The organism is Bacillus sp. FSL K6-6038 (assembly GCF_038050455.1).
Taxonomy (GTDB): domain Bacteria; phylum Bacillota; class Bacilli; order Bacillales; family Bacillaceae_G; genus Bacillus_A; species Bacillus_A pseudomycoides.
This window is the reverse complement of sequence record NZ_JBBOUH010000001.1, coordinates 132,463-157,692: the sequence shown is the minus strand read 5'-3', so window position 1 is coordinate 157,692 and position 25,230 is coordinate 132,463. Positions and strand designations below refer to the sequence as shown.

The window sequence follows — 25,230 nt, the reverse complement described above, 5'->3', positions numbered from 1 at the left end:
ACAAATTGGAATTTATCCAATTACTACTTTAATATACGGGTACACAAATTTCACAATGATGATTATTAACCATTTTGACTACATACCTTTCGATGATTGGTCTTGCTTCATCAAATTGATATCCTTGCCCTGATAATTCTGGAAAAATATCAACCCACGCTTTCTGAACTGCTTCTGCTGTATGATTAATTTTAAAAACAGCATATTTTCCTCCAACAATATTACCTTCTCTTACATAGTCATCAGTTACTGCATAGTCGTTTGAAACAACTATGCAGGTATCATAACGACAGTTTTCAAGTTTAGTAGTTTCAGGATTATCCTGAGCAATTCCAAAAATTATGGATTCGTCATTAAATAAATGGTTAGATTTTGCCCATTCTTTTAATTTTTCCATTGTTCGCACATTATTAATTCCATAAGGGCCAATCTCCCTTATGTAAGCAATCCGATATGCTGGAATCTTTTCAATCATAATATCCATGATTTGTTTGCCTCCTTTAAAGAATAAATAACTTGTTCATTACAAGATTACTACGATATAAAATAGAATACACAGCATTTTTTAAAATTGTTGACATATATTTCAAATATTTACATTTATCATTTTCTAATTCTACACTTAATAAAAAATCCTTTGTCATCACAATCGGTTCGCCCGTTTTAGGATCTGTAGGATGTTTAATTCCTAATTCATCTGCAATAACAAAATAAGAATATTCAGTTATATAAAAGTAATTTCGTTCTAAATCTGATAAAAATTCATGTTGTCTGCTCGTTTTAATCCCTTTCAAGCGTGTTGATCGACCTAACGAGGAAACATCTTGAATCTTCAACCAAGGCTGATAATCACCCTAATTCCTGACCCGCGACCTTGCATAATCCATTTTTCAATTTCAGATGTTCTTTTTCTTTTGGACATAAAAACACCCCTTTAGATAATCGTATCTAAAGGGGTAAAGCTTCGCATCTTTTTTAAAAACGTCGCGACTTTATTTCAAACCAACAATAAAATCGTTTAAATCTAAGGATTATTTAAGAATCGCGCCTGTTTACGGAAGATCGATATACGTTATGTTAGAGGAATTTCCCTTCAACTCTTGCCCCCCTAAAATGAAAAATTAACGCTTATCCTTGTTCTAGGACCGCCCCCGTTAGTTTAGCAAAGAAAATCTTGGACATTGATTTAATTATATTGTCTTGGTTAAAAGTAAACTAAAATGATGGTTGATAAACAAACCAATTGAAGGGCTTATTCAGTTTAATGAGTACTATTAGAATTTTTGACCAACCAAGGTTTTATTAATGACAGAACTGTTACAGGTTGCATGGCTTTGGTGTGATCCATACCTTCTCCTTCCAAAATTTCTACATCCCACCCTAAGTTTTCTAGCACTTGTTTATTTTTTTGTATTGTACCGCCAATGTCAACTGTTACACCTCCAAAGTTTTCTCCATAAATAATGGTGTCTTTTTCACCAACAAACGCTAGCCTTGGAATAGCTAGTTTATGTTGAATTTCTCGATCATCAAATTCCTTTAAATTCTTATATAGTGTTACAAACTGTTTGGTTTGATTCGTGTTAATTTTCACCTTTATGTTATCCCAATCAATCTTTTCTGGACTTTTAGTCTTATCTTGCTCATTAAAGGTAGGAGAATTTTGGTTATTCCTTGCCTGTTCGTATGTCTTATTAGTTACAATCAACATTTCTTTGTATGGCCCATCCATTGGCGGAAAACCACCCATTATTAAGCTTTCTAATCTATTTGTCCTAATTGCTAATTGTAGCCCAACTAAAGCTAACCAAGAATATCCATAATAGCTAAATTTCTTAACATTCATCTCATTAGCAATTAATAATAGATCTTTTACTATGTTTTCAGATGTTAGATTCTCTGGATTCGGGTGTTTCAAACGATGTCCTTCATAATCAAAATATAAAACTTGAAACTTGTTTTGCAGTCCCTCGACAAAGTGTTTTCCAAATTCAGGGTCTATCCCCCACAGCTTTAAATTTTCAGCTTCTTCGCCAAAAACGGATTCTTTAGCTACTGGCAGCATGATTGTTTTAAAAGTTGGATTACCGACTAAGCCAACTTTTAATTCTGATTGATCCATAAGTTTTATGAATTTCTCCATTTCTATCACTCCCAAATTGTTTATACTAATATCATATAACATTCATGCAATCTTTCGGATTTTCGTTATTTTTTCTTCATATATTAGAAATTCATTAAAAATATGTTATTGTAGCACTTGAAGGTTTTACTTTAAATAAGGAGTTAAAAATGGAGAGATATACCCCTAAACAAATTGCAAATTCCTTAAATGTTAGTACAACAACTTTGAGAAGATACGAAGAACAAAATCTCATTCCTGATGTACCAAGAACGGAAAGTAATCATCGATTCTATACATCCATACACTTTCAAGCATTTACTACCATTAGGACTTTATTAAAAGGGTATGAGATACCCATTGTCTATGAAGTCATGAGAATGATTAAAAACCAAAACCTTGAAAAAGCTCTTTGGTTAGTAAATGAGCAACTATTCCATATACAGCTGGAGAAACAAAGGGTGGAAGAAATACTTGCAATGATTCAAAATGCTGATTATACGAAATATAAAAATAGAAAATTAAAGGAATGTATGAGTATTGGAGAGGCTGCAGAAATAGCAGGTGTAAATGCTTCGGCTATTCGCCATTGGGAATATGAAGGGTTAGTCCATTCGGAAAGAAATAAAGAAAACGGCTATAGAATGTTTACGATAACAGAACTACGTAAGATACTGGTCATCAGCAGTTTGAGAAAAACCGTTTATTATATTGAAAATATGAAGAAACTTTTAAATGAATTAAACACACAAAACTATAATAAAATCGAACGTTCCTTTCAGCTGGCTTTGGAAAATATAAATGAGCAACTATTTCTTCAATTTAAAGGAATCGCGGAGCTGATGAAATATATAAACTTTTATCAAGAAATGAACGCTTAAAAAAGAGGCAAGCATCAGCTTACCCCTTTTCCATTACTAGTTAAAACTTATAGAATGATAACAGATAACCTTTCTCAACATCTGACCATTTAATGGAATAGTGTGACTAGAATTTTTAAACATCTTTATTGTAAATATAACGATTTTATTTGTAATTAAACAACTTTATTGTCAATTTACAAAACCAACAATAAATGTAGCTTTAGAATAAAGATTGATCAAATTAATACTAATAGCCTTGATAAACAAGCAAAAAGAAAGAGCGTGTTTTGAAAAAAGATTAATCAAAACACGCTCTTAATATATTTTATTGAATCATTCTTTTATAAAAAAGTTTGATCATTTCTATGATATTTCCTCCATTAAAGCGCCCTTTAATGGAGGAACATGCTAGAGGGTGTCAAACAAAGAACTAAGGCTTTGGTCAACCTTTTATAAAGCAGTCACAGTAGTAATTTTGTGACTGCCATTTTTAACCAAACGAAAATTGAAACACACTCTAATCCTTTAACTGATAGAAAACCTGTTCAATTTTGCCTCAGTACCAAGCATGACAGTGTTAAGCTCATCCCCTCGGATATCTTGTCCCCTTCTGAAATAGAGACTGCGTAAAAAATTCTTGCTGTTCACGCGAGCAATCACCTGACTGCGACTTCTCGGCAAATTGCAGCATTGCGCTAAGCCGCTAATCCAATCAGCGATTTCTTGATGTGGAAGTAACTCTTTGTCAATCATCGTATCCACGATGTTGACCAACCGCTCATCATCCTCATCGCTAAAAATGTGTCTACCATTATGAAGCATGCCAGAAATAGCGACAAGAACCTCACGCAGCAGTGCGACGCTACTCTCCTCGCACTGCACCAGCTCGACAAAAACATCCGCACCGTGAGACGCGCTGTGAGCCCAGCCTCCTACTGAAAGGTAACCTCGCAGATCCTTCTCCTCTTTATAATAACGGAGCATTGCATGCATTAATTGCTCAATTTCCGCTTGATTGAAAAATGGATTCTGTCTGTGGCGTTGCACAATCAAAGCGATAGGCAAGGCAGAGAACGTCCTTGTAAAAACTGACTGATCATCCTCGCTGCCAATATTATAGAACAAATGGTTCTCATCAGTCAGAACAGTTAAGAGGCTACGCAACTCCTCTCCACTGAACCTATTCTCTTCCTTAATCCACATATAAAACATCGGATAAATCAGGTTATCCCGTAATTCTGGCTGAGGATCGCCAATATATTGAAGTAACAAAGGTAAGAAATCTTGATGCTGCTCACCTTCGCGTAACTGATACTTATCCTTCTCAATTCTTTGCAAATCCAGCATCAATTTGGTCCTTGTATCGCTCATTTTCCCATCCCTCTCATCATTCGTTCTATTCGGTCGATTGTTTTTTCAAATACTCTTAAACCTACGTTGTTATATTTAAAAATTTTTTGCAATCTTATTTTTACTCCCGATTCATGAGCTGTAATTAACCTTTGACTCTGCTTTAAGTCATCAATAAGAATTATTTCCGATAATATCCAAAGTGAAATCATATAAATTATCATAGTGTAATAGTTCAATTGCTTTATCTCTTTTCATTTCAAGCCTTACTGCACATGTAGTTTCTCTATTTTTTCGAAATCTGTTCTGCGGCCAGCAACAATATAATTCGAATACTCAGTTAAATAAAAATAATTGCGTTCTAAATCCGACAGAAATTCATGCTGTCTGTTTGTTTTTATTCCTTTTAAACGAGTTGAACGACCCTTTGAAGATACATCTTGAATCTTTAACCAAGGTTTATAATCTACTCCAATACCGGTCCCTCGACCTTGTTTAATCCACTTTTCAACTTTAGATGTTCTAGTTCTTTTCGACATAAAAACACCCCTTTAGATAATCATATCTAAAGGGGTAAAACGGTGCAACTTTATTTCAAATCTACAATAAAATTATGAACCTCCCAATCTCCTACTCAACAGTAACAGATTTAGCTAAGTTACGTGGCTTATCAACATCACACTCGCGGTGAAGCGCTGCGTAGTATGAAATCAGTTGTAATGGAATAACCGCTACAAGCGGTGCTAACGCTTCATGTACAGCTGGTAATACGAAGCTGTCACCTTCCATTTCTAAGCCTTTCATTGCGATGATACACGGGTTTGCTCCGCGTGCTACTACTTCTTTTACATTGCCGCGAATTCCAAGGTTTACGTGCTCTTGTGTAGCAAGCGCGATAACTGGTGTACCTTTTTCGATTAACGCGATTGTACCGTGTTTTAATTCTCCACCAGCAAATCCTTCTGCTTGGATGTAAGAGATTTCTTTTAGCTTTAACGCACCTTCTAAACCAACATAGAAGTCTACGCTACGTCCGATGAAGAAACAGTTGCGAGTTGTCGCTAAAAATTGCTTTGCAAGTGCATCCATTTCTTCTTTTTGATTACAAAGTACTTCCATTGCATTGGCTACAAGACCTAATTCGTGTGTTAAGTCAAAATCAAGAACTTCACCTTTTGCTTTCGCAATGTCAGCTGCTAAGATTGAAAGCACTGCAAGTTGTGCTGTGTAAGCTTTCGTAGAAGCGACTGCAATTTCTGGTCCTGCATATAAAGGTAGTGTATAGTCCGCCTCACGAGAAAGCGTAGAACCTGGTACGTTTGTGATTGTCAATGCTTTATGACCCATTTCATTTGTTTGCACAAGTACTGCACGGCTATCTGCTGTTTCACCACTTTGTGAAATGTAAATGAAGAATGGTCTTTCTGTTAATAGTGGCATATTGTAAGAGAATTCACTTGCTACGTGTACTTCTACAGGTACTTTCGCAAATTTTTCGATGAATTGCTTTCCAACAAGACCAGCATGGTAACTTGTTCCACATGCAATAATATAAATACGATCGCTATCTAAAATTGCATTACGAATGTCTTCATCTAATTCAATTTCGCCATCTTCATTTTGATACTTTTGAATGATATTACGGATTACAAGTGGTTGCTCATCAATTTCTTTTAACATGAAATGAGGATATGTTCCTTTTTCAATATCACTTGCATCTAATTCCGCTGTAAACGGTGCACGCTCAATCGTTTCACCTTGTAAGTTTTTAATTGTAATGCTTTCTTGTGTTACGATCACCATTTCTTTATCCATTAACTCGATAAATTGATCTGTAACTTGTAACATTGCCATTGCATCGCTTGCAACAACATTAAAGTTGTCACCAACACCTACTAATAGCGGGCTTTTGTTTTTAGCAACATAAATCATGTTTGGATTTTCAGCATCAAGTAAGCCAATTGCATAAGAACCATGTAAAATGGATAACGTTTGACGGAATGCGTCTTCTACACTTAATCCTGTGTTGACTTGCTGTTCCATAAGCTGAACGATAATTTCTGTATCTGTTTCACTTACAAACGTCACATCTTGAAGATATTCTTTTTTCACTAATTCATAGTTTTCAATTACACCATTATGAACTAGTGTAAAGCGTTTTGACGTACTTTGATGCGGATGTGCATTTACTTTACTTGGAACACCATGTGTTGCCCAGCGTGTATGACCGATTCCCACGCTTGCAGCTACATTTTCATCCACGATTTCACGAAGTTTTGCAATACGGCCTTTTTCTTTGTATACAACAACACCGTTCTCTGCCTGTACTGCAATACCCGCTGAATCATATCCACGGTACTCTAGCTTCTCTAAGCCTTTTAATAAAATTTCTTTTGCATCTTGATCTCCAATAAATCCTACGATTCCACACATGTTTAGTCGCCGTTACAAATGCTTACATTGCTTTGCGAACATGTAACGACATAGTCCGATCCCATTATTTACATATAAAAAACGGATTACATATTGCTAGCCCTGTAAGTCTGTAACGGCTTTCACCTTCCTCTCGATTGGGTTTCAGTCCGTATATACTTATACAGCCAGTATTCATCCGTTCTTTTTCCCTCATCACACTTTTATCTTTGTCCATTGAGTCACCTCAACGCTTTAAATAAAAGCTTTCGGTTGTGATGAACAACCGGGAGTCATCCGCCGAAATCTCGATAAAACTCCTCCTCGTCAACTACATAACTTGTAGCTCTGGCGCTTTCATAATTCATATATTAATTTTGAGAAAAAGAACAAGACCATCTTATAACAAACAGCATAAACCGTCAATGAAAATTTTTCATTGTCTATAAAACATATGAAAAAAGAGCACAAAACGTGCTCCTTTTTCATATGAAATTGGTGAATTATTCAGCGCCAACTTCAGCTTTCACAACTTCTACAATACGATGTACATATCCATCACAAAGTTCTTGTGTTGGTGCTTCTGCCATAACTCGAATAAGTGGCTCTGTTCCAGAAGGACGAACAAGGATACGTCCTTCTCCGTTCATTTCTTCTTCTACCACACGGATGATTTCTTTAATTTTCTCATTTTCTAATGCCAATTTCTTATCTGTTACACGAACGTTCACCAATAATTGTGGGAACTTTGTCATTTCACCTGCAAGCTCAGACAATGGTTTCTTCGTCATTTTCATAATGTTTACAAGCTGAAGTGCACTTAACATTCCATCTCCAGTTGTAATGTAATCAAGCAAGATAATATGACCAGATTGTTCACCACCAAGGTTATAACCGCCGCGTTTCATTTCTTCCATTACATAGCGATCACCAACTGCTGTTTTATCACTTGTAATACCGTTTGCTTCAAGTGCTTTGTAGAAACCTAAGTTACTCATAACTGTTGAAACAACTGTGTTATGTTTTAATTGACCAGTTTCTTTCATGTACTTCGCACAGATGTACATAATTTGATCCCCATCAACAACGTTTCCTTTTTCATCTACTGCAATTAAACGGTCTCCATCACCATCAAAGGCAAGTCCAATATCTGCACCTTTTTCTTTTACTAATTCTGCTAAACCTTCTGGATGTGTAGAACCAACACCGTCATTAATATTCATGCCGTTTGGTGAAGTACCCATTGTAGAGATATCAGCTTCTAAATCTGCAAATAAATATGGTGCTAAAGAAGATGTTGCACCATGCGCACAATCTAAAGCAATATGTAAACCTGAGAAATCTTCTTCTACAGTTTGTTTAATGTATTGTAAGTATTTTTGTCCACCTTCGAAGTAGTCATTCACTTGTCCAAGCTCTGTTCCTGCCGGACGTGGTAATTCATCTACTTCTTTATCTAATAAAGCTTCAATTTCAGCTTCTTGCTCATCAGTTAGTTTAAACCCATCTGAACCGAAGAATTTAATTCCATTATCTTGTACTGGGTTATGGGATGCTGAAATCATAACACCTGCTTGTGCATCTAATGCTTTTGTTAAGTAAGCAACCCCAGGCGTTGAAATAACGCCAAGGCGCATAACTTCTGCTCCAGTTGATAATAATCCTGCTACTAACGCACCTTCTAGCATATGACCAGATACACGTGTGTCACGACCAATAATCACTTTTGGACGATCTGTATCTTTTGTTAATACATACCCTCCAAAACGACCAATTTTAAACGCTAATTCAGGCGTTAATTCCTTATTCGCGACACCGCGCACACCATCTGTACCAAAATATTTACCCATTGCTATTCGCTCCTTTATTTTGCTCTTTTTGTTTTTCTGCTTCATTCTCTTTTTCAGATTCTTTGTTCTGTTCTTCTTTTGGTTTTTCTGTTGGTTTTTCTGTTGGTTTTTCTGTTGGTTTTTCTGTTTCATTCTCTTTATCTTTTTGTGAATCTGGTTGCTCCGGCTTACCTTGTACTTCTTGATCTGGTTTTTCTTTCTTTACAAGGGTTACCTTTACAGTTTTTTGTTTTGCTTCTATTGAAACATTACTAGGACCGCTAACCTGAATTGGAATATCATGCGTCCCAGAAGATATGTTTTGTAGATTAATTGATGCTGTTATTTGCGCCGCTGTTATTTTATCTACTATACTTGCTTCTCCTGAAATATCAACGCTTATCTTTCCACTTTGTGGAGAAAGTAGTTGTAAAGTGAATTCATCTGACAATCCATTTTTTTGTATAGAAATGCCATCTATTGTCTTATGCTTTACAGTTTTTTGTTTTTGCACTTCGACAGAAACCTTCACTTGACTGGGGCTTACATTGGTTACACCTTTCGGTAATAAAACAGAGGCATCGAATGTTGTAGATTCCGTAATTTTACTAAGATCTACTTCGACGCCCTCCAAGGACTTTATATTATCCAAAACATCTTTTGGGCCTGATATTGTCACTTCATTTGGTTCGATACCGATGTTTGTAACCGCTAACCCCTCTGGTAGACTTCCTCTTTTCACATAAGTTAGTGGCACAGTTTTTTCAATATTATTTGTCGCAGTTGGATTTGAAACTGGGATTGTAACATTTACTTTAGACGGTGTTGTTTGTAAGTCTAATTTCCGGCCCTCTTCATCATACAGTACAATTTCGGCTGTCTTTGTTACTGTTTTTGTTATCCCCTTCAAATCAACATACGCCCTGACAAGCGCGACTTTTGCTAGTTCCTCTTCTGTACCCATAACTTCAACAGTTCCTGGTTTGATAGTCGGTTTTTCAACCATACTTCCTTGCATTTGACTCTCATTTGAGTACTTTACTTCCACAGGAAATGACTTTTTTGCTTTCTTTTGAATCGTAACTTTAACTTTCGCCGGTTGAACTGTTGCTTTTAAATTGTTTTCCATCCCGGTATACTTTAAAGGAACATCGTATGTTCCTGTAGAATACCCACGTAAATCTAAAGATACTCCAAACTCACGTTGCGACCTTGCTGCAGTAATTACATTTTTTGGCCCTTCCAATTTTATTTTTATATACTTTGGAACACCACTTACAATATATTTATCTTCATCATAATTTACTGCTACTACAACGTTAGATACTGTCTCCGTTACATCACCTGTTGGAAAAAGTGATGCACTCGTATTCCCTGTCGTGTTTTTATCTGACAAATTCGTTGACATGTAAAGCATTAACGCCAATAGTAATGAAATTCCTTTTAAAAACCAGTGGTTCTCCATTAGCTTATCCATGACGCTTTCTCCTCCAATTCCAATTCCATAAAGATGAAGAAGTTGTCTTCACATTTCCACTAAACTCTGCTAAAAGCATCTCTTTTAACTGTTCGACTTTTAAGTCACGATGCAATTCTCCATTTTTGGTTAAAGAGATTTGGCCTGTTTCTTCTGATACAACCACTGTAATGCTATCAGTTACTTCACTAACTCCCATCGCAGCCCGGTGACGCGTTCCTAATTCTTTTGATATGAACGGGCTTTCCGATAATGGCAAATAACAAGCTGCTGCTTTAATCGTATTTCCTTGCATAATCACTGCTCCATCATGAAGCGGTGTATTAGGGATAAAGATATTAATAAGTAGTTCTGATGACACATTCGCATTTAAAGGAATCCCGGTTTCTACATAATCTCCCATTCCAGTTTCTCTAGATAATGTAATAAGCGCACCTATGCGTCGTTTCCCCATATATTCAGTTGCCTTTGCCACAGCATTCGCAACGATTTCATGCTCTTCTTCTTCCTGACCAATTCCACGGGAGAACAAACTTCCTCTTCCTAATTGTTCAAGCGCTCGTCTAAGCTCTGGTTGGAAAATAATAATTATTGCTAAAAATCCCCATGTTAAAGCTTGGTCCGTGAGCCACTGCAATGTATGCAACTCAAATAAATAACTTAATATACGAACGATAATAATAACTGTAATCCCTTTCAAAAGTTGAACAGCTTTTGTTCCTCGGATTACAAGAATTAGCTTATATATAACAAACCACACAACGGCGATATCTAATATCGTACTGAGATATTTCAAAAGGTTCATATCTCCAAAAGGCATGCTAACCCTTCCTCCTACTTATGAGCAATTTTATCCATATACTGAAATATTATTATTTTGCTCTATCTGTATGTATTTACAACAACTAGTTAATTATACCATACATGAAAGAAACGACAATTACAACGACACCCCCTTGGTGAAAATTGGTAAGATGTCGAACTTTTCTTGTAAAGCGGTATAATATAACTCATTATTATACTCTTTTTTTAAAATAAAAAAAAGCAGCATTTCAGCTGCTTTTCTTACATTTATTTTAGTTTTTCACCGAATAAAGAACCCATTAAAGCTACCGCTGTTGTTGCCGTTCTATTTTTCTCATCTAAAATCGGATTTACTTCAACAAACTCAGCAGATGTAATGATATCAGCCTCCGATAACATTTCCATCGCTAAATGACTTTCACGATATGATAATCCACCAGTTACAGGTGTTCCAACTCCTGGTGCATCATGTGGATCAAGTCCATCTAAATCTAATGATAAATGAACACCATCTGTATGAGATAAATATGCAATCGTTTCTTCCATAACGGCAGTCATTCCCATACGATCAATTTCATGCATTGTAAACACTTTAATTCCTTCATTACGAATGAATTCTTTTTCACCTTCATCTAACGCGCGCGCACCGATAATAACAACGTTTTCCTTTTTAACCTTTGGATACGCTTCATATAAATTAACGAGTGAAGGATGTCCATAACCTAAACTTGCTGCAAGTGACATACCATGGATGTTTCCAGATGGTGATGTCTCTTCCGTATTTAAATCCCCATGTGCATCGTACCAAATAACACCTAAATTTTTATAGTTCTTTGCCACCCCTGCAAGTGTCCCGATAGCAATACTATGGTCACCACCTAATACAAGTGGAAAACGACCTTTTTCTATAATATGATCAACCTTACTTGCTAATTCATCACAAACATGTGCAACTTGTGTAAGGTTTCTTAATTTTGTATTTTCATCTATTTCCTGTTCTCTTTCAATACATAGGTCTCCGATATCTTCTACGTCATACCCAATATTTTGAATTCTTTCAATTACTCCTGCATAACGAATTGCACTTGGTCCCATATCAACCCCACGACGCATTTGCCCTAAGTCCATTGGAACTCCAACGATTGAAATTTCTTTCTTCATAGATAGTCTCCCCCTTTTATGCCTTCACTAAATATTTTAAATCTTTTCTATAGTCTGACTCAACTCGACATTTTTTTGTATGTATATGCACCTTATTCACCCATATCTACGTAGAAACCAATATCCTAAAGCTATTTTATGTATAAAACGAAACGCCTCCCAGGAAACCTCATTACACATGTATTCATAAATAATTGAAAGTAAAAAAACGCCTCCTATATTAGAGACGTCTTTCTGATGCTATTTTCCATACAGATGCGATATTTCGTGCGGACATTTCAATATTTTCCTTTGCTGTTATATATGCTTCCTCTAATGTCATTGGACCTGATGTGGCAGCAAACACAGCATCTATTCCTTCTTTATAAACTGAAATGTGATTAGGGAGCACGGAACCCCCAATAGCTATAACGGGTATATGAAGTTTCTTTGCCCGTCTAGCAATTCCAACTGGAGCTTTTCCATAAGCTGTTTGTACATCTATCCTTCCTTCACCTGTAAGAACTAGATCCGCTTCTTTTATATGTTCATCAAAATTTGTATAATCTAATACAATTTCAATTCCTTTTCTTAATTCCCCTTGTAGTACAGCAGCAACAGCAGCGCCTAATCCCCCCGCAGCTCCTGCACCTGCAATCTCTTCCACATCAATATGTAAATATTTTTTTAATACATGGGCATAACGCTTTAAGTTATCATCTAACTGTGCAATCATTTCTGCACTTGCTCCCTTTTGTTTTGCAAATACAAAAGATGCTCCTTTTTGTCCTGTCAAAGGATTATCTACATCACACGCCGCCTCTAGTTTTACATGTGCTAAACGAGAATCCAACTTCGATAAATCTAAAGAATCAATAGAATGTAAATTTCCACCGACAGGTTCTATTACTCGTCCATCTTTCTCTAAAAATTTTACACCTAAGGCAGAGAGCATTCCGGCCCCCCCATCGTTCGTTGCACTTCCTCCAAGACCTAAAATGATGTGCTGTACGCCTTTATCCAGTGCATCTAATATAAGCTCTCCCGTTCCTTTTGTTGTTGTAATAAGAGGATTTCGCTTTTCAACTGAAACATGCTGTAATCCTGATGCTGCTGCCATTTCAATAAACGCTGTTCTTTTGTCTTGAGAAATGCCGTAAAATGCTTCTACACGCTCACCAAGTGGACCTGTTACATGAAGTGGAATAATCTTTCCTCCTGTGGCATCAACAAGGGACTGGACTGTACCTTCTCCTCCATCTCCAATCGGGACTTTTACATACTCAGCTTCAGGAAAAATTTTAGTAAATCCTTTTTCAATAGCCTTACATACCTCTATCGCTCGTAAGCTTTCTTTATATGAATCAGATGCAATAACAATTTTCAACACCGATCCCTCCATTCCCCTTATTCCAACACACTTCAATTCAAATGGTATATTTCACTCTATCTTTCTATTGTAAACGAAATGAATGGAAACTCATCCTTATTAAGCAAGATAAACAAAAAACCTTACATCAAAAGATGTAAGGTTTTTTCTAATTTATAATGGAGCCTAGCGGGATCGAACCGCTGACCTCCTGCGTGCAAGGCAGGCGCTCTCCCAGCTGAGCTAAGGCCCCGAAGTAAAAAAGCGGAAGACGGGATTCGAACCCGCGACCCCAACCTTGGCAAGGTTGTATTCTACCACTGAACTACTTCCGCGAAAATGGTGAGCCATGAAGGACTCGAACCTTCGACCCTCTGATTAAAAGTCAGATGCTCTACCAACTGAGCTAATGGCTCGTAAATGGCTGGGCTAGCTGGATTCGAACCAGCGCATGACGGAGTCAAAGTCCGTTGCCTTACCGCTTGGCTATAGCCCATTAATATTTACTAGTATGGTTGTCTTTTCAAAAAAATAAACCTTTTCAGGTTGTTTTTTTGAAAATGGTGGAGGGGGGCAGATTCGAACTGCCGAACCCGAAGGAGCGGATTTACAGTCCGCCGCGTTTAGCCACTTCGCTACCCCTCCGACATTATAAAATATATGGTGGAGGATGACGGGATCGAACCGCCGACCCCCTGCTTGTAAGGCAGGTGCTCTCCCAGCTGAGCTAATCCTCCAAAAGTGGTGACCCGTACGGGATTCGAACCCGTGTTACCGCCGTGAAAGGGCGGTGTCTTAACCACTTGACCAACGGGCCAAAAAAATTTAAAACTGTTCCCAAGCTTCCAACCGGGCTTGAACCGGTGACCTCTTCCTTACCATGGAAGTGCTCTACCAGCTGAGCTATGGAAGCATAATGGCTCCGCAGGTAGGACTCGAACCTACGACCGATCGGTTAACAGCCGATAGCTCTACCACTGAGCTACTGCGGAATAATATTGCCTGGCAACGTCCTACTCTCACAGGGACAAGGTCCCAACTACCATCGGCGCTAGAGAGCTTAACTTCCGTGTTCGGTATGGGAACGGGTGTGACCTCTCTGCCATCATTACCAGACATTATTCATTTGAGACAATGATTATTATAACTTATTCACTTGAAAAGTCAACAAGTTTTTTTATATTCTCTCAAAACTAGATAACACTTGCTTCATATTATATGGTTAAGTCCTCGATCTATTAGTATTCGTCAGCTCCACATGTCACCATGCTTCCACCTCGAACCTATCAACCTGATCATCTTTCAGGGATCTTACTAGCTTACGCTATGGGAAATCTCATCTTGAGGGGGGCTTCATGCTTAGATGCTTTCAGCACTTATCCCTTCCGCACATAGCTACCCAGCTATGCCCTTGGCAGAACAACTGGTACACCAGCGGTGCGTCCATCCCGGTCCTCTCGTACTAAGGACAGCTCCTCTCAAATTTCCTACGCCCACGACGGATAGGGACCGAACTGTCTCACGACGTTCTGAACCCAGCTCGCGTACCGCTTTAATGGGCGAACAGCCCAACCCTTGGGACCGACTACAGCCCCAGGATGCGATGAGCCGACATCGAGGTGCCAAACCTCCCCGTCGATGTGGACTCTTGGGGGAGATAAGCCTGTTATCCCCGGGGTAGCTTTTATCCGTTGAGCGATGGCCCTTCCATGCGGAACCACCGGATCACTAAGCCCGACTTTCGTCCCTGCTCGACTTGTAGGTCTCGCAGTCAAGCTCCCTTATGCCTTTGCACTCTACGAATGATTTCCAACCATTCTGAGGGAACCTTTGGGCGCCTCCGTTACACTTTAGGAGGCGACCGCCCCAGTCAAACTGCCCACCTGACACTGTCTCCCGGGTCGATAAGACCCGTAGGTTAGAATTTCAATACAGTCAGGGCGGTATCCCACCAGCGCCTCCACCGAAGCTAGCGCTCCGGCTTCAAAGGCTCCCGCCTATCCTGTACAAACTGTACCAAAATTCAATATCAGGCTACAGTAAAGCTCCACGGGGTCTTTCCGTCCTGTCGCGGGTAACCTGCATCTTCACAGGTACTATAATTTCACCGAGTCTCTGGTTGAGACAGTGCCCAAATCGTTACACCTTTCGTGCGGGTCGGAACTTACCCGACAAGGAATTTCGCTACCTTAGGACCGTTATAGTTACGGCCGCCGTTTACTGGGGCTTCAGTTCAGAGCTTCGCTTACGCTAACCCCTCTCCTTAACCTTCCAGCACCGGGCAGGTGTCAGCCCCTATACTTCGCCTTACGGCTTCGCAGAGACCTGTGTTTTTGCTAAACAGTCGCTTGGGCCTATTCACTGCGGCTTTCCGTTAAGAAAGCACCCCTTCTCCCGAAGTTACGGGGTCATTTTGCCGAGTTCCTTAACCAGAGTTCTCTCGCACACCTTAGGATTCTCTCCTCGCCTACCTGTGTCGGTTTGCGGTACAGGCACCTTTTATCTCGCTAGAAGCTTTTCTTGGCAGCGGGGAATCAAAGACTTCGCTCCATAAGGAGCTTCCCCATCACAGCTCAGCCTTCACGATAAGCGGATTTGCCTACTTATCAGCCTAACTGCTTGGACGTGCACAACCAATCGCACGCTTCTTCTATCCTTCTGCGTCCCTCCATTGCTCAAACGATAAAGAGGTGGTACAGGAATATCAACCTGTTGTCCATCGCCTACGCCTGTCGGCCTCGGCTTAGGTCCTGACTAACCCTGAGCGGACGAGCCTTCCTCAGGAAACCTTAGGCATTCGGTGGACGGGATTCTCACCCGTCTTTCGCTACTCATACCGGCATTCTCACTTCTAAGCGCTCCACCAGTCCTTACGGTCTGACTTCACTGCCCTTAGAACGCTCCCCTACCACTGATACCATAGGTATCAATTCGCAGCTTCGGTGGTGTATTTAGCCCCGGTACATTTTCGGCGCAGAGTCACTCGACTAGTGAGCTATTACGCACTCTTTAAATGGTGGCTGCTTCTAAGCCAACATCCTAGTTGTCTAAGCAACTCCACATCCTTTTCCACTTAATACACACTTTGGGACCTTAGCTGGCGATCTGGGCTGTTTCCCTCTTGACTACGGATCTTATCACTCGCAGTCTGACTCCTAAGGATAAGTCATTGGCATTCGGAGTTTGACTGAATTCGGTAATCCGATGAGGACCCCTAGTTCAATCAGTGCTCTACCTCCAAGACTCTTACACTTAAGGCTAGCCCTAAAGCTATTTCGGGGAGAACCAGCTATCTCCAGGTTCGATTGGAATTTCTCCGCTACCCACACCTCATCCCCGCACTTTTCAACGTGCGTGGGTTCGGGCCTCCATTCAGTGTTACCTGAACTTCACCCTGGACATGGGTAGATCACCTGGTTTCGGGTCTACGACCACGTACTAAACGCCCTATTCAGACTCGCTTTCGCTACGGCTCCGCCTCTTCAGCTTAACCTCGCACGGGATCGTAACTCGCCGGTTCATTCTACAAAAGGCACGCCATCACCCATTAACGGGCTCTGACTATTTGTAGGCACACGGTTTCAGGATCTCTTTCACTCCCCTTCCGGGGTGCTTTTCACCTTTCCCTCACGGTACTGGTTCACTATCGATCACTAGGTAGTATTTAGCCTTGGGAGATGGTCCTCCCAGATTCCGACGGAATTTCACGTGTTCCGCCGTACTCAGGATACATTCAAGAGAGAACGAAGTTTCGACTACGGGGTTGTTACCCTCTGTGACGAGCCTTTCCAGGCTGCTTCGTCTACCTCGTTCCTTTGTAACTCCGTATAGAATGTCCTACAACCCCAAGAGGCAAGCCTCTTGGTTTGGGCTAGATTCCGTTTCGCTCGCCGCTACTCAGGAAATCGCATTTGCTTTCTCTTCCTCCAGGTACTTAGATGTTTCAGTTCCCTGGGTCTGTCTTCCTTACCCTATGTATTCAGGTAAGGATACCATACCATTACGTATGGTGGGTTTCCCCATTCGGAAATCTTCGGATCAAAGCTTACTTACAGCTCCCCGAAGCATATCGGCGTTAGTCCCGTCCTTCATCGACTCCTAGTGTCAAGGCATCCACCGTGCGCCCTTTCTAACTTAACCAAACTAAAATTAAAAAAATATGAGCTACACTGTTATCTAGTTTTCAAAGAACATACATTTATTTCTGAGAGATAGTTCTCTCAAAACTGAACAAAACGAAACACGGAAACTTATATTGATGAACAGCGTTCATCAATTCTCCATAGAAAGGAGGTGATCCAGCCGCACCTTCCGATACGGCTACCTTGTTACGACTTCACCCCAATCATCTGTCCCACCTTAGGCGGCTGGCTCCAAAAAGGTTACCCCACCGACTTCGGGTGTTACAAACTCTCGTGGTGTGACGGGCGGTGTGTACAAGGCCCGGGAACGTATTCACCGCGGCATGCTGATCCGCGATTACTAGCGATTCCAGCTTCATGTAGGCGAGTTGCAGCCTACAATCCGAACTGAGAACGGTTTTATGAGATTAGCTCCACCTCGCGGTCTTGCAGCTCTTTGTACCGTCCATTGTAGCACGTGTGTAGCCCAGGTCATAAGGGGCATGATGATTTGACGTCATCCCCACCTTCCTCCGGTTTGTCACCGGCAGTCACCTTAGAGTGCCCAACTTAATGATGGCAACTAAGATCAAGGGTTGCGCTCGTTGCGGGACTTAACCCAACATCTCACGACACGAGCTGACGACAACCATGCACCACCTGTCACTCTGCCCCCGAAGGGGAAGCCCTATCTCTAGGGTTGTCAGAGGATGTCAAGACCTGGTAAGGTTCTTCGCGTTGCTTCGAATTAAACCACATGCTCCACCGCTTGTGCGGGCCCCCGTCAATTCCTTTGAGTTTCAGCCTTGCGGCCGTACTCCCCAGGCGGAGTGCTTAATGCGTTAACTTCAGCACTAAAGGGCGGAAACCCTCTAACACTTAGCACTCATCGTTTACGGCGTGGACTACCAGGGTATCTAATCCTGTTTGCTCCCCACGCTTTCGCGCCTCAGTGTCAGTTACAGACCAGAAAGTCGCCTTCGCCACTGGTGTTCCTCCATATCTCTACGCATTTCACCGCTACACATGGAATTCCACTTTCCTCTTCTGCACTCAAGTCTCCCAGTTTCCAATGACCCTCCACGGTTGAGCCGTGGGCTTTCACATCAGACTTAAGAAACCACCTGCGCGCGCTTTACGCCCAATAATTCCGGATAACGCTTGCCACCTACGTATTACCGCGGCTGCTGGCACGTAGTTAGCCGTGGCTTTCTGGTTAGGTACCGTCAAGGTGCCAGCTTATTCAACTAGCACTTGTTCTTCCCTAACAACAGAGTTTTACGACCCGAAAGCCTTCATCACTCACGCGGCGTTGCTCCGTCAGACTTTCGTCCATTGCGGAAGATTCCCTACTGCTGCCTCCCGTAGGAGTCTGGGCCGTGTCTCAGTCCCAGTGTGGCCGATCACCCTCTCAGGTCGGCTACGCATCGTTGCCTTGGTGAGCCGTTACCTCACCAACTAGCTAATGCGACGCGGGTCCATCCATAAGTGACAGCCGAAGCCGCCTTTGAATTTCGCACCATGCGGTGCAAAATGTTATCCGGTATTAGCCCCGGTTTCCCGGAGTTATCCCAGTCTTATGGGCAGGTTACCCACGTGTTACTCACCCGTCCGCCGCTAACTTCATAAGAGCAAGCTCTTAATCCATTCGCTCGACTTGCATGTATTAGGCACGCCGCCAGCGTTCATCCTGAGCCAGGATCAAACTCTCCAATAAAGTTAGTTTGTCTAGCATCTAAAATAAAAATTGACGTTTCACGTTGTTTGTTTCGTTCAGTTTTCAAAGAACTTGTTTGCCGCTCATTTGCGACTTCCTTATGTTAACATCTTCGTTTTTAGATGTCAACTAAGTTTTTTAATTTCTTTTTTCGCTTTCTGCTGTTCCGCATCAGCGACGGTTATTAATTTATCATATATTAACTACTTGAGTCAACACTTTTTAATAAAAAATTCTTTTTCTTACATAACGGATGCATTCTTCTGTATTTGCTACTCTTCTAAATAAACAAAAGAGAATTTTATATCGTTCTTCCATTGTCTTTTTTACGACATCATGTATTCGCTCGTCTGCAAAATCAAATAAAAGCTCATCCAGCTCTCTCTTCAATACATATTCTATTTCTTTCTGTTCTTCTTTTGTAATCATAATCCCAAGCAAACTATCACCTCAACAATTACTCATATGCCTATATAAATACAAATTAAAAAACCCACATAAACTCTAATCTTTAGGTGGAAGAGAACATCCGGTCATGCATAGGAGCGATCAGACCCTCTTTCCGCGCCCTATGCCAAATTAAAACAAAGAGAGAAACGAGTGCAGATCACCCTTTGTTCTTCCTAGCAGCGACTTATATGTTAGAAAATCAAAACATATATATAAAATAACGTAATATATTCATCAACTCTAATGACGAATGCATCACCACCAAAATTACAATTCATACTATATTGTCCATTATATCCATTTCCTACGATATTAATCGTTCAGTTCTCTTTTCAACTTTTTGAGCATATAAGTAACTGAAAAGGATTGGACAAAGGGGCGGAGTATTATGTTTTTCTTTTTTATAACAAGTAAACGTAAATTTAAGCACATTAGTTTAATTATTATACTGTCCTTGTTTACAGCATGGCTTCTTTTTTTTAAGACATATTCTCATCAATCGGCTTTTTCAACTGCAACTGGTCCAAAAGTCATTTACAAAGGCGATACCGCAAAAAAACAAGTTGCGTTAACATTCGATATTAGCTGGGGAGATAAAAAAGCAGTTCCTATTCTTGATACTTTAAAAGAAAGAGAAATTAAAAATGCGACTTTCTTCCTTTCTGCAGCATGGGCAGAACGACACCCCGATATTGTCGAACGGATTATACAGGATGGTCACGAAATTGGCAGTATGGGATATAATTATACATCTTATACTTCTTTGGAGGCGAACGAAATGCGAAGAGACCTTTTACGTTCGCAAGATGTGTTTACAAAGCTTGGCATAAAACAAGTCAAGCTCTTGCGGCCTCCTAGTGGGGAATTTAATAAAACAGTTCTCAAAGTAGCAGAGTCTCTTGGATATACTGTTGTACACTGGAGTAATAATTCAAACGACTGGAAAAACCCTGGTGTAAATAAAATTGTATCAACAGTTGCTAACAATCTACGAGGTGGAGACATCGTTTTATTACACGCTTCCGATTCGGCACTTCAAACAAATAAATCTCTACCGCTGCTCCTGCAGAAATTAAAAAGCGATGGCTATGAGCAAGTATCTGTATCACAGCTTATTTCTAACACAAGTGCAAGAAGTAATGACATAAAGTAAAACTTTAATCAGTAGGAATTCTTCCCGCTGATTATTAGCCCTCACCAATCGGGCTTTTATGGACCGTTCATCTTGCACCTAACCTCTTTAATTCCGCTGAATTTTGAGGTGGAAGTGTTACTGTCCGCAAATAGCACAGGATAAAAATCCCCCATACTAAAAAGGATACAGCACCCCATACGAAAGGTGCTGTATCCTTTTTCACTCGTATATTGTTAACTAACTGATTTACTTCTTTGTCCTATTAAACGATGTAATATGAGTAACTGATATGCATTACACAATAAAAGTGGTATAACCATCAAATATAACCAATCAGTATCATTAATCCGAAGCGCCGGTACCCATTCAAGGATTGTTACGACGACCATAAAGAATAAAGCCGGTATAAACGCTTTTTTATTCGTCTCTTTACTCTTTATATAGGCTACAAGTGCTCCAAATAAAAACAACATTCCTGCTACAAGAATATTATTCCCAAACGAAACATCTCCATTTGCAACGAGTACCGATCTTAAATAAACAAAATCAAAAAGTACAAATGCAATGAAAAAGAGCTGAACTGCGTTCCAAAGAGCAGACGATCGGAACATTCCTAGTCCAAAACGATGAACTGTTAAATACGCAAAAAAGCCCATTTGACTAATTACACTAAAAATAAAACCAACGCCAAGTAACCAAAAAGAAATCATTAGAATCTCTTTACCGTCGAAATTTTGAAAAAATTTAGCGTACTTGTCCCATCCTAAAATAAAACCAATAAGGATTGTACTAATCCCCCCAAGTAGCAACGTCGTTAAAAATAGTCGTACCCATTTTCGGCTATTCACAACACATCCCCCATTATTGATATATTTCTACTTAAATTGTATCAATGACAATTTCAAAAAGCTAGCCATGAACATGTATAAATTCCTCTAAGATATTTATATTAAAAAAGAGAACTGTGTTGAAAGGAGCTCCAGCTAATGAAACGGATGCTGCTCGTTTTAGTTTCTTCACTTCTTTTTACTGTACTTGTCGCATGTGCACAAGGAAAAGAAGCGAAATCTGAATTAGATTACGATCAAACAAAAAAAATGATTGTCGATATTTTAAAAACCGATCAAGGAAAGAAAGCAATTCAAGATGTATTAACAGATGAGAAAATGAAACAAGCACTTATATTGGATGAAACTGTGGTCAAAAAAACGATTGAAGATGCGATGGTATCCGAAAAAGGGCAGCAGCTTTGGGAAAAACTATTTAAAGACCCAGAGTTTTCAGCGAAATTCGCAAAAAGTATCAGTAAAGAACAAACAGCCTTAATGAAAACTCTATTAAAAGACCCTGAATATCAAGCAGGCGTTATAGAAATTATGAAAAACCCCGAAGTAGAGAAGATGATGCTACAAACAATGAAAAGCAAAGAGTATCGTCAATATTTACAACAAGTATTAACAGAGTCCGCTGAAAGTCCACTCTTCCAAACTAAGATAATTGATATCATTAGCAAAGGTATTGAAAAAGCCGAAAAGAGCGGCGGCTCTGAAAAAAAAGAATCTGGCGGAGAAGGCGGTTCAAAAGGCGGAAGCAAAGAGCAAAAATAAAACAACTCCTTGCACATAGGAAATTCCCCATCACCACATACAGGATGGGGAATTTTTCTACTTGCATAAATTTATTTTTGTTTAACTGATGTTCTATCAATAACTTGCTCAGCTATCGTCCGATAGATGACACCCGTTTTATGTGTATCCTCGTATACCGATGGCGCAAAATCTTCTTTATTCCAATCTGGTTGCTGAAGTGGGATTCGTCCTAATACATCTGTTTGTAATTCTGCGGCTAACTTATCTCCTCCGCCTTTTCCAAACACATACTCTTTCTCACCGGTTACTTTACTCTCGAAGTAAGCCATATTTTCAACAACCCCAAGAATACTATGTTCAGTACGAAGTGCCATAGCACCTGCACGAGCTGCAACAAATGCCGCTGTTGGATGAGGCGTTGTTACAATAATTTCTTTACAAGATGGTAGCATTGAGTGAACATCTAAAGCCACATCCCCTGTACCTGGTGGCAAGTCTAATACTAAATAGTCTAAATCGCCCCATTCCACCTCTGTAAAAAAGTGATTTAACATTTTACCAAGCATTGGCCCTCTCCAAATAACAGGAGCATTGTCTTCTACAAAGAAGCCCATTGAAATTACTTTTACCCCTAAGCGCTCCACTGGAATAATTTTATCGCCTCTTACGATTGGACGTTTTTCGATTCCCATCATATCAGGCACACTAAAGCCATATATATCAGCGTCAATAATACCAACTTTCTTTCCTAAACGAGCTAATGAAATCGCAAGGTTTACAGAAACAGTTGATTTACCAACTCCACCTTTTCCACTTGCAACTGCTAAAAATGTTGTTTTAGAATGCTCTGATAATAAAGATTGACTTTCTTTCTCTTCTTGTGGTGGCGCAAACTGCGCTAGCTCTTCCTCTGTAAATTCAGCGAAACGCAAACCAACCGTTGCTGCTCCAAGTTCTTTCACAAGCTTCACAATAGTAGCCTGCAATTGCATTTGTTCAGCAGTCCCTGTTTTTACAATTGCAATTTTAACACTGACATGCTCTTTCTCAGGCTTTATATTTACCTCTTTAATTGCATTTGTTTCTTTTAATGTTTTATGTAGAAATGGATCATTAATCCCTTCAAGCGCCTCCACTACTTGCTCTTTCGTTACCATAATCAGCCCAGCCCCCTGTATGAAAAATAAAGTCATGTTAAATAAATTGGGTTTATTTATTTTCATTTCCAAAATAAATGCGTTTACATTTCCAGTATAACATATTTTCCGAAAACTTCGTTAACGAGAGGAACTCAAAAAACCCTCCTTACTCAGGAGGATTTCCTTTTTCCGTAAAATAACGTAGTATTCCCCGGTATATCGCAGCTGCAACCTTTTGCTGATACTTCTCTGAATTTAACATATATCGTTCATTTACATTCGATAAAAAACCAGCCTCAACTAAAGCACCTGGTGTTTTTGCATACTTAAGTAAATAAACACGGGAGATTGTTTTAGCTGAGCGGTTCGTATTTTCTAGGCTAGTTCGCAATTCAGCCTGTATAAACTTTGCTGCACGCTCATTTTCAATTAAAGACCGATAATAAAACGTTTGTGCTCCCTTCGAACTACTGCTAGGCAAAGCATTTAAGTGAACACTCACAAAAAAGTCTACATCCGGCTTATTAATAATCTCTACACGTTTTTTGAGATCTTCTGCTTTGCGCCTACTATATGACTTTGTGTCTTTATCAGCTAGATCATAATCTCCCTCTCGCGTTAAAATAACTAAAGCACCTTGTTCTTGCAAATAGTCTTGTACCATTTTTGTAATTTCAAGCGTAATGTCTTTTTCTACAATATCTTTACCACCAACCGCCCCTCCATCTGGTCCACCATGTCCGGCATCTAGTACAATTACTTTTCCAGATAAGGGTAAATTCCAAGCTCTCCACGATTTTGTAATTTGAAATTCTTGTTTTACCAAGAAAAACAGTACAACCGCAGCAAGCATAAAAGAGATAATTCGAATTCTCTTCATACCTTTCCTCCTCCAGCTAGTCCCTCTAATTACTTATATGGGACAAGAGGAAAGTTTATGCTTCTCTTAATGCAGCTTTAAACGATATCTTCTTTCACCCTTTTCATACCCTTCGCGCCACCATGAACTAATAAACTGTTCACAGGACTCATACAGCAACTCCTTATCGTTTGATTCTATCTCCCGCATGGTCATGCTTGTTAAAAATTGAAACAACATTTCTGTTAATTGCTGCTCCTCTTCTAAAGCTCTATATTTCACATCAAAAAAAGATTCACCATAATAGCCAAATTTGCTATATCTTGCTCCTAATAAGTACGATTCAATTCCAAGTTCAATACAATAATCCTCGTACTGTCTGTGCAGCTCTTTCATATCGAAGGCATCACGAATATTAGATCTTAATGTTTTTAATGATAGTTCGCGAAGCATCTTCCGTTCATATTTCAACTGCTTTTCTTTTTGTTTTTCTTGTAAGCTAACAATGACATTCATAGTACTTATAAACCTCCCTAATACGTATTAGTCTAAACTTCTAAAGATGAAGCATACGTAAGAAGGCAGCACTAAAATATTCCAAGCAATAATAAGGGGACTAAAAATAATTGAGGATAATTATATAAATAAAAAACAATATAAAACCTTTCTCTGCCCCATGCCAACCAAGTTTAAACAAAAAGAACATACGAGTGCAGGTTACCTTTTGTTCTTCATAGCAGTGATTTATATTGTGAAAAATCAAAATGAATTTATCCCGTAAGCTCACGATGGGTGGGAGTTTCACTTTATATAGTTCCATTAGGCATATTGAACTCCCCCCACCTTCACTTCGT

17 protein-coding genes, 9 tRNA genes, 3 rRNA genes and 3 pseudogenes are annotated in these 25,230 nt (G+C 39.6%); 3 read left to right on the top strand and 29 right to left on the bottom strand.

Annotation, left to right across the window (positions count from 1 at the left end; translation table 11 throughout):
* Positions 1-28: 28 nt before the first annotated feature.
* The 3 genes and pseudogenes from NSQ40_RS00950 to NSQ40_RS00940 all read right to left on the bottom strand — a co-directional run bounded on the left by NSQ40_RS00950 (position 29) and on the right by NSQ40_RS00940 (position 2,143).
* Complete coding sequence (locus NSQ40_RS00950; RefSeq protein ID WP_003205528.1) at positions 29-484, bottom strand: AraC family transcriptional regulator; 456 nt, start codon at positions 482-484, stop codon at positions 29-31.
* Between the two features lie 130 nt (positions 485-614).
* A pseudogene (locus NSQ40_RS00945) lies at positions 615-922 on the bottom strand (heteromeric transposase endonuclease subunit TnsA); the annotation flags it as partial.
* 339 nt (positions 923-1,261) lie between these two features.
* Positions 1,262-2,143, bottom strand: a complete 882-nt coding sequence (locus NSQ40_RS00940; protein ID WP_033798542.1) for an alpha/beta fold hydrolase — start codon at positions 2,141-2,143, stop codon at positions 1,262-1,264.
* Between the two features lie 149 nt (positions 2,144-2,292).
* Between NSQ40_RS00940 and NSQ40_RS00935 the strand changes: the two genes are divergently transcribed.
* Positions 2,293-3,003, top strand: coding sequence for a MerR family transcriptional regulator (locus tag NSQ40_RS00935; protein WP_097787467.1), 711 nt, complete (start codon positions 2,293-2,295; stop codon positions 3,001-3,003).
* 507 nt (positions 3,004-3,510) lie between these two features.
* Here the strand turns inward: NSQ40_RS00935 and NSQ40_RS00930 are convergent.
* The 22 genes and pseudogenes from NSQ40_RS00930 to NSQ40_RS00825 form a co-directional block, all read right to left on the bottom strand.
* Entirely contained in the window at positions 3,511-4,356 is an 846-nt protein-coding gene (locus NSQ40_RS00930; protein WP_033798413.1) for a DUF2785 domain-containing protein, read from the bottom strand.
* A 296-nt stretch (positions 4,357-4,652) separates the two neighbouring features.
* Positions 4,653-4,874: pseudogene (locus tag NSQ40_RS00925) on the bottom strand (transposase); the annotation flags it as partial.
* A 91-nt stretch (positions 4,875-4,965) separates the two neighbouring features.
* Positions 4,966-6,768, bottom strand: coding sequence for a glutamine--fructose-6-phosphate transaminase (isomerizing) (gene glmS / locus NSQ40_RS00920; RefSeq protein ID WP_003194417.1), 1,803 nt, complete (start codon positions 6,766-6,768; stop codon positions 4,966-4,968).
* A 12-nt stretch (positions 6,769-6,780) separates the two neighbouring features.
* A pseudogene (locus NSQ40_RS00915) lies at positions 6,781-6,964 on the bottom strand (hypothetical protein).
* Between the two features lie 286 nt (positions 6,965-7,250).
* Positions 7,251-8,597 carry a phosphoglucosamine mutase gene (gene glmM, locus NSQ40_RS00910; protein ID WP_018767176.1) on the bottom strand — a complete coding sequence of 449 codons (1,347 nt, stop codon included), beginning with the start codon at positions 8,595-8,597 and terminating at the stop codon, positions 7,251-7,253.
* Positions 8,590-10,053, bottom strand: coding sequence for a CdaR family protein (locus NSQ40_RS00905; protein ID WP_018767177.1), 1,464 nt, complete (start codon positions 10,051-10,053; stop codon positions 8,590-8,592). Before NSQ40_RS00905 ends, glmM begins: the two co-directional genes overlap by 8 nt.
* Entirely contained in the window at positions 10,046-10,873 is an 828-nt protein-coding gene (gene cdaA / locus NSQ40_RS00900) for a diadenylate cyclase CdaA (RefSeq protein WP_003204777.1), read from the bottom strand. The genes NSQ40_RS00905 and cdaA overlap by 8 nt, the downstream gene beginning before the upstream one ends.
* 251 nt (positions 10,874-11,124) lie before the next feature.
* Positions 11,125-12,018 (bottom strand): arginase, encoded by an 894-nt coding sequence (gene rocF / locus NSQ40_RS00895; protein ID WP_003194411.1) that lies wholly within the window; start codon positions 12,016-12,018, stop codon positions 11,125-11,127.
* 220 nt (positions 12,019-12,238) lie between these two features.
* On the bottom strand, positions 12,239-13,384 hold the full coding sequence (locus NSQ40_RS00890) for a glycerate kinase (RefSeq protein ID WP_033795818.1): 1,146 nt from the start codon (positions 13,382-13,384) through the stop codon (positions 12,239-12,241).
* A gap of 162 nt (positions 13,385-13,546) precedes the next feature.
* Positions 13,547-13,619 (bottom strand) — tRNA-Ala (locus NSQ40_RS00885).
* A gap of 10 nt (positions 13,620-13,629) precedes the next feature.
* Positions 13,630-13,701 (bottom strand) — tRNA-Gly (locus NSQ40_RS00880).
* Between the two features lie 5 nt (positions 13,702-13,706).
* Positions 13,707-13,782: transfer RNA gene (locus tag NSQ40_RS00875), tRNA-Lys, on the bottom strand.
* Between the two features lie 5 nt (positions 13,783-13,787).
* Positions 13,788-13,862 (bottom strand) — tRNA-Gln (locus NSQ40_RS00870).
* Positions 13,863-13,927: 65 nt separating this feature from the next.
* Positions 13,928-14,011, bottom strand: a tRNA-Tyr gene (locus NSQ40_RS00865).
* Between the two features lie 16 nt (positions 14,012-14,027).
* Positions 14,028-14,103 (bottom strand) — tRNA-Val (locus NSQ40_RS00860).
* Positions 14,104-14,108: 5 nt separating this feature from the next.
* Positions 14,109-14,183: transfer RNA gene (locus NSQ40_RS00855), tRNA-Glu, on the bottom strand.
* A gap of 23 nt (positions 14,184-14,206) precedes the next feature.
* Positions 14,207-14,279 (bottom strand) — tRNA-Thr (locus NSQ40_RS00850).
* Positions 14,280-14,283: 4 nt separating this feature from the next.
* A tRNA-Asn gene (locus NSQ40_RS00845) sits at positions 14,284-14,358 on the bottom strand.
* Positions 14,359-14,366: 8 nt separating this feature from the next.
* Positions 14,367-14,482, bottom strand: a 5S ribosomal RNA gene (gene rrf, locus NSQ40_RS00840).
* Positions 14,483-14,584: 102 nt separating this feature from the next.
* Positions 14,585-17,506, bottom strand: a 23S ribosomal RNA gene (locus NSQ40_RS00835).
* Between the two features lie 146 nt (positions 17,507-17,652).
* Positions 17,653-19,204, bottom strand: a 16S ribosomal RNA gene (locus NSQ40_RS00830).
* The 16S, 23S and 5S rRNA genes sit together here with 9 tRNA genes alongside, the layout of an rRNA operon.
* Before the next feature lie 222 nt (positions 19,205-19,426).
* The gene (locus tag NSQ40_RS00825) at positions 19,427-19,645 is read right to left on the bottom strand and encodes a hypothetical protein (protein WP_003194409.1); all 219 of its coding nucleotides are present in this window, start codon (positions 19,643-19,645) and stop codon (positions 19,427-19,429) included.
* 397 nt (positions 19,646-20,042) lie between these two features.
* Here NSQ40_RS00825 and pdaB point away from each other — a divergent pair, with 397 nt between their 5' ends.
* The gene (gene pdaB, locus NSQ40_RS00820; RefSeq protein WP_006093094.1) at positions 20,043-20,807 is read left to right on the top strand and encodes a polysaccharide deacetylase family sporulation protein PdaB; all 765 of its coding nucleotides are present in this window, start codon (positions 20,043-20,045) and stop codon (positions 20,805-20,807) included.
* A gap of 215 nt (positions 20,808-21,022) precedes the next feature.
* Here pdaB and NSQ40_RS00815 read toward each other — a convergent pair whose 3' ends face one another.
* On the bottom strand, positions 21,023-21,637 hold the full coding sequence (locus NSQ40_RS00815; RefSeq protein ID WP_006093095.1) for a KinB-signaling pathway activation protein: 615 nt from the start codon (positions 21,635-21,637) through the stop codon (positions 21,023-21,025).
* Between the two features lie 138 nt (positions 21,638-21,775).
* Between NSQ40_RS00815 and gerD the strand changes: the two genes are divergently transcribed.
* Positions 21,776-22,396, top strand: coding sequence for a spore germination lipoprotein GerD (gerD, locus tag NSQ40_RS00810; protein WP_003205520.1), 621 nt, complete (start codon positions 21,776-21,778; stop codon positions 22,394-22,396).
* A gap of 71 nt (positions 22,397-22,467) precedes the next feature.
* Here the strand turns inward: gerD and NSQ40_RS00805 are convergent, their stop codons facing one another.
* The 3 genes from NSQ40_RS00805 to NSQ40_RS00795 form a co-directional block, all read right to left on the bottom strand.
* A complete protein-coding gene (locus NSQ40_RS00805) occupies positions 22,468-23,535 on the bottom strand; it encodes an Mrp/NBP35 family ATP-binding protein (protein WP_018783612.1) in 1,068 nt (355 codons plus the stop codon).
* Positions 23,536-23,683: 148 nt separating this feature from the next.
* Complete coding sequence (gene cwlD, locus NSQ40_RS00800; RefSeq protein WP_016116963.1) at positions 23,684-24,397, bottom strand: N-acetylmuramoyl-L-alanine amidase CwlD; 714 nt, start codon at positions 24,395-24,397, stop codon at positions 23,684-23,686.
* Positions 24,398-24,463: 66 nt separating this feature from the next.
* Positions 24,464-24,892, bottom strand: a complete 429-nt coding sequence (locus tag NSQ40_RS00795; RefSeq protein WP_003194397.1) for a DUF2521 family protein — start codon at positions 24,890-24,892, stop codon at positions 24,464-24,466.
* Positions 24,893-25,230: the final 338 nt, after the last annotated feature.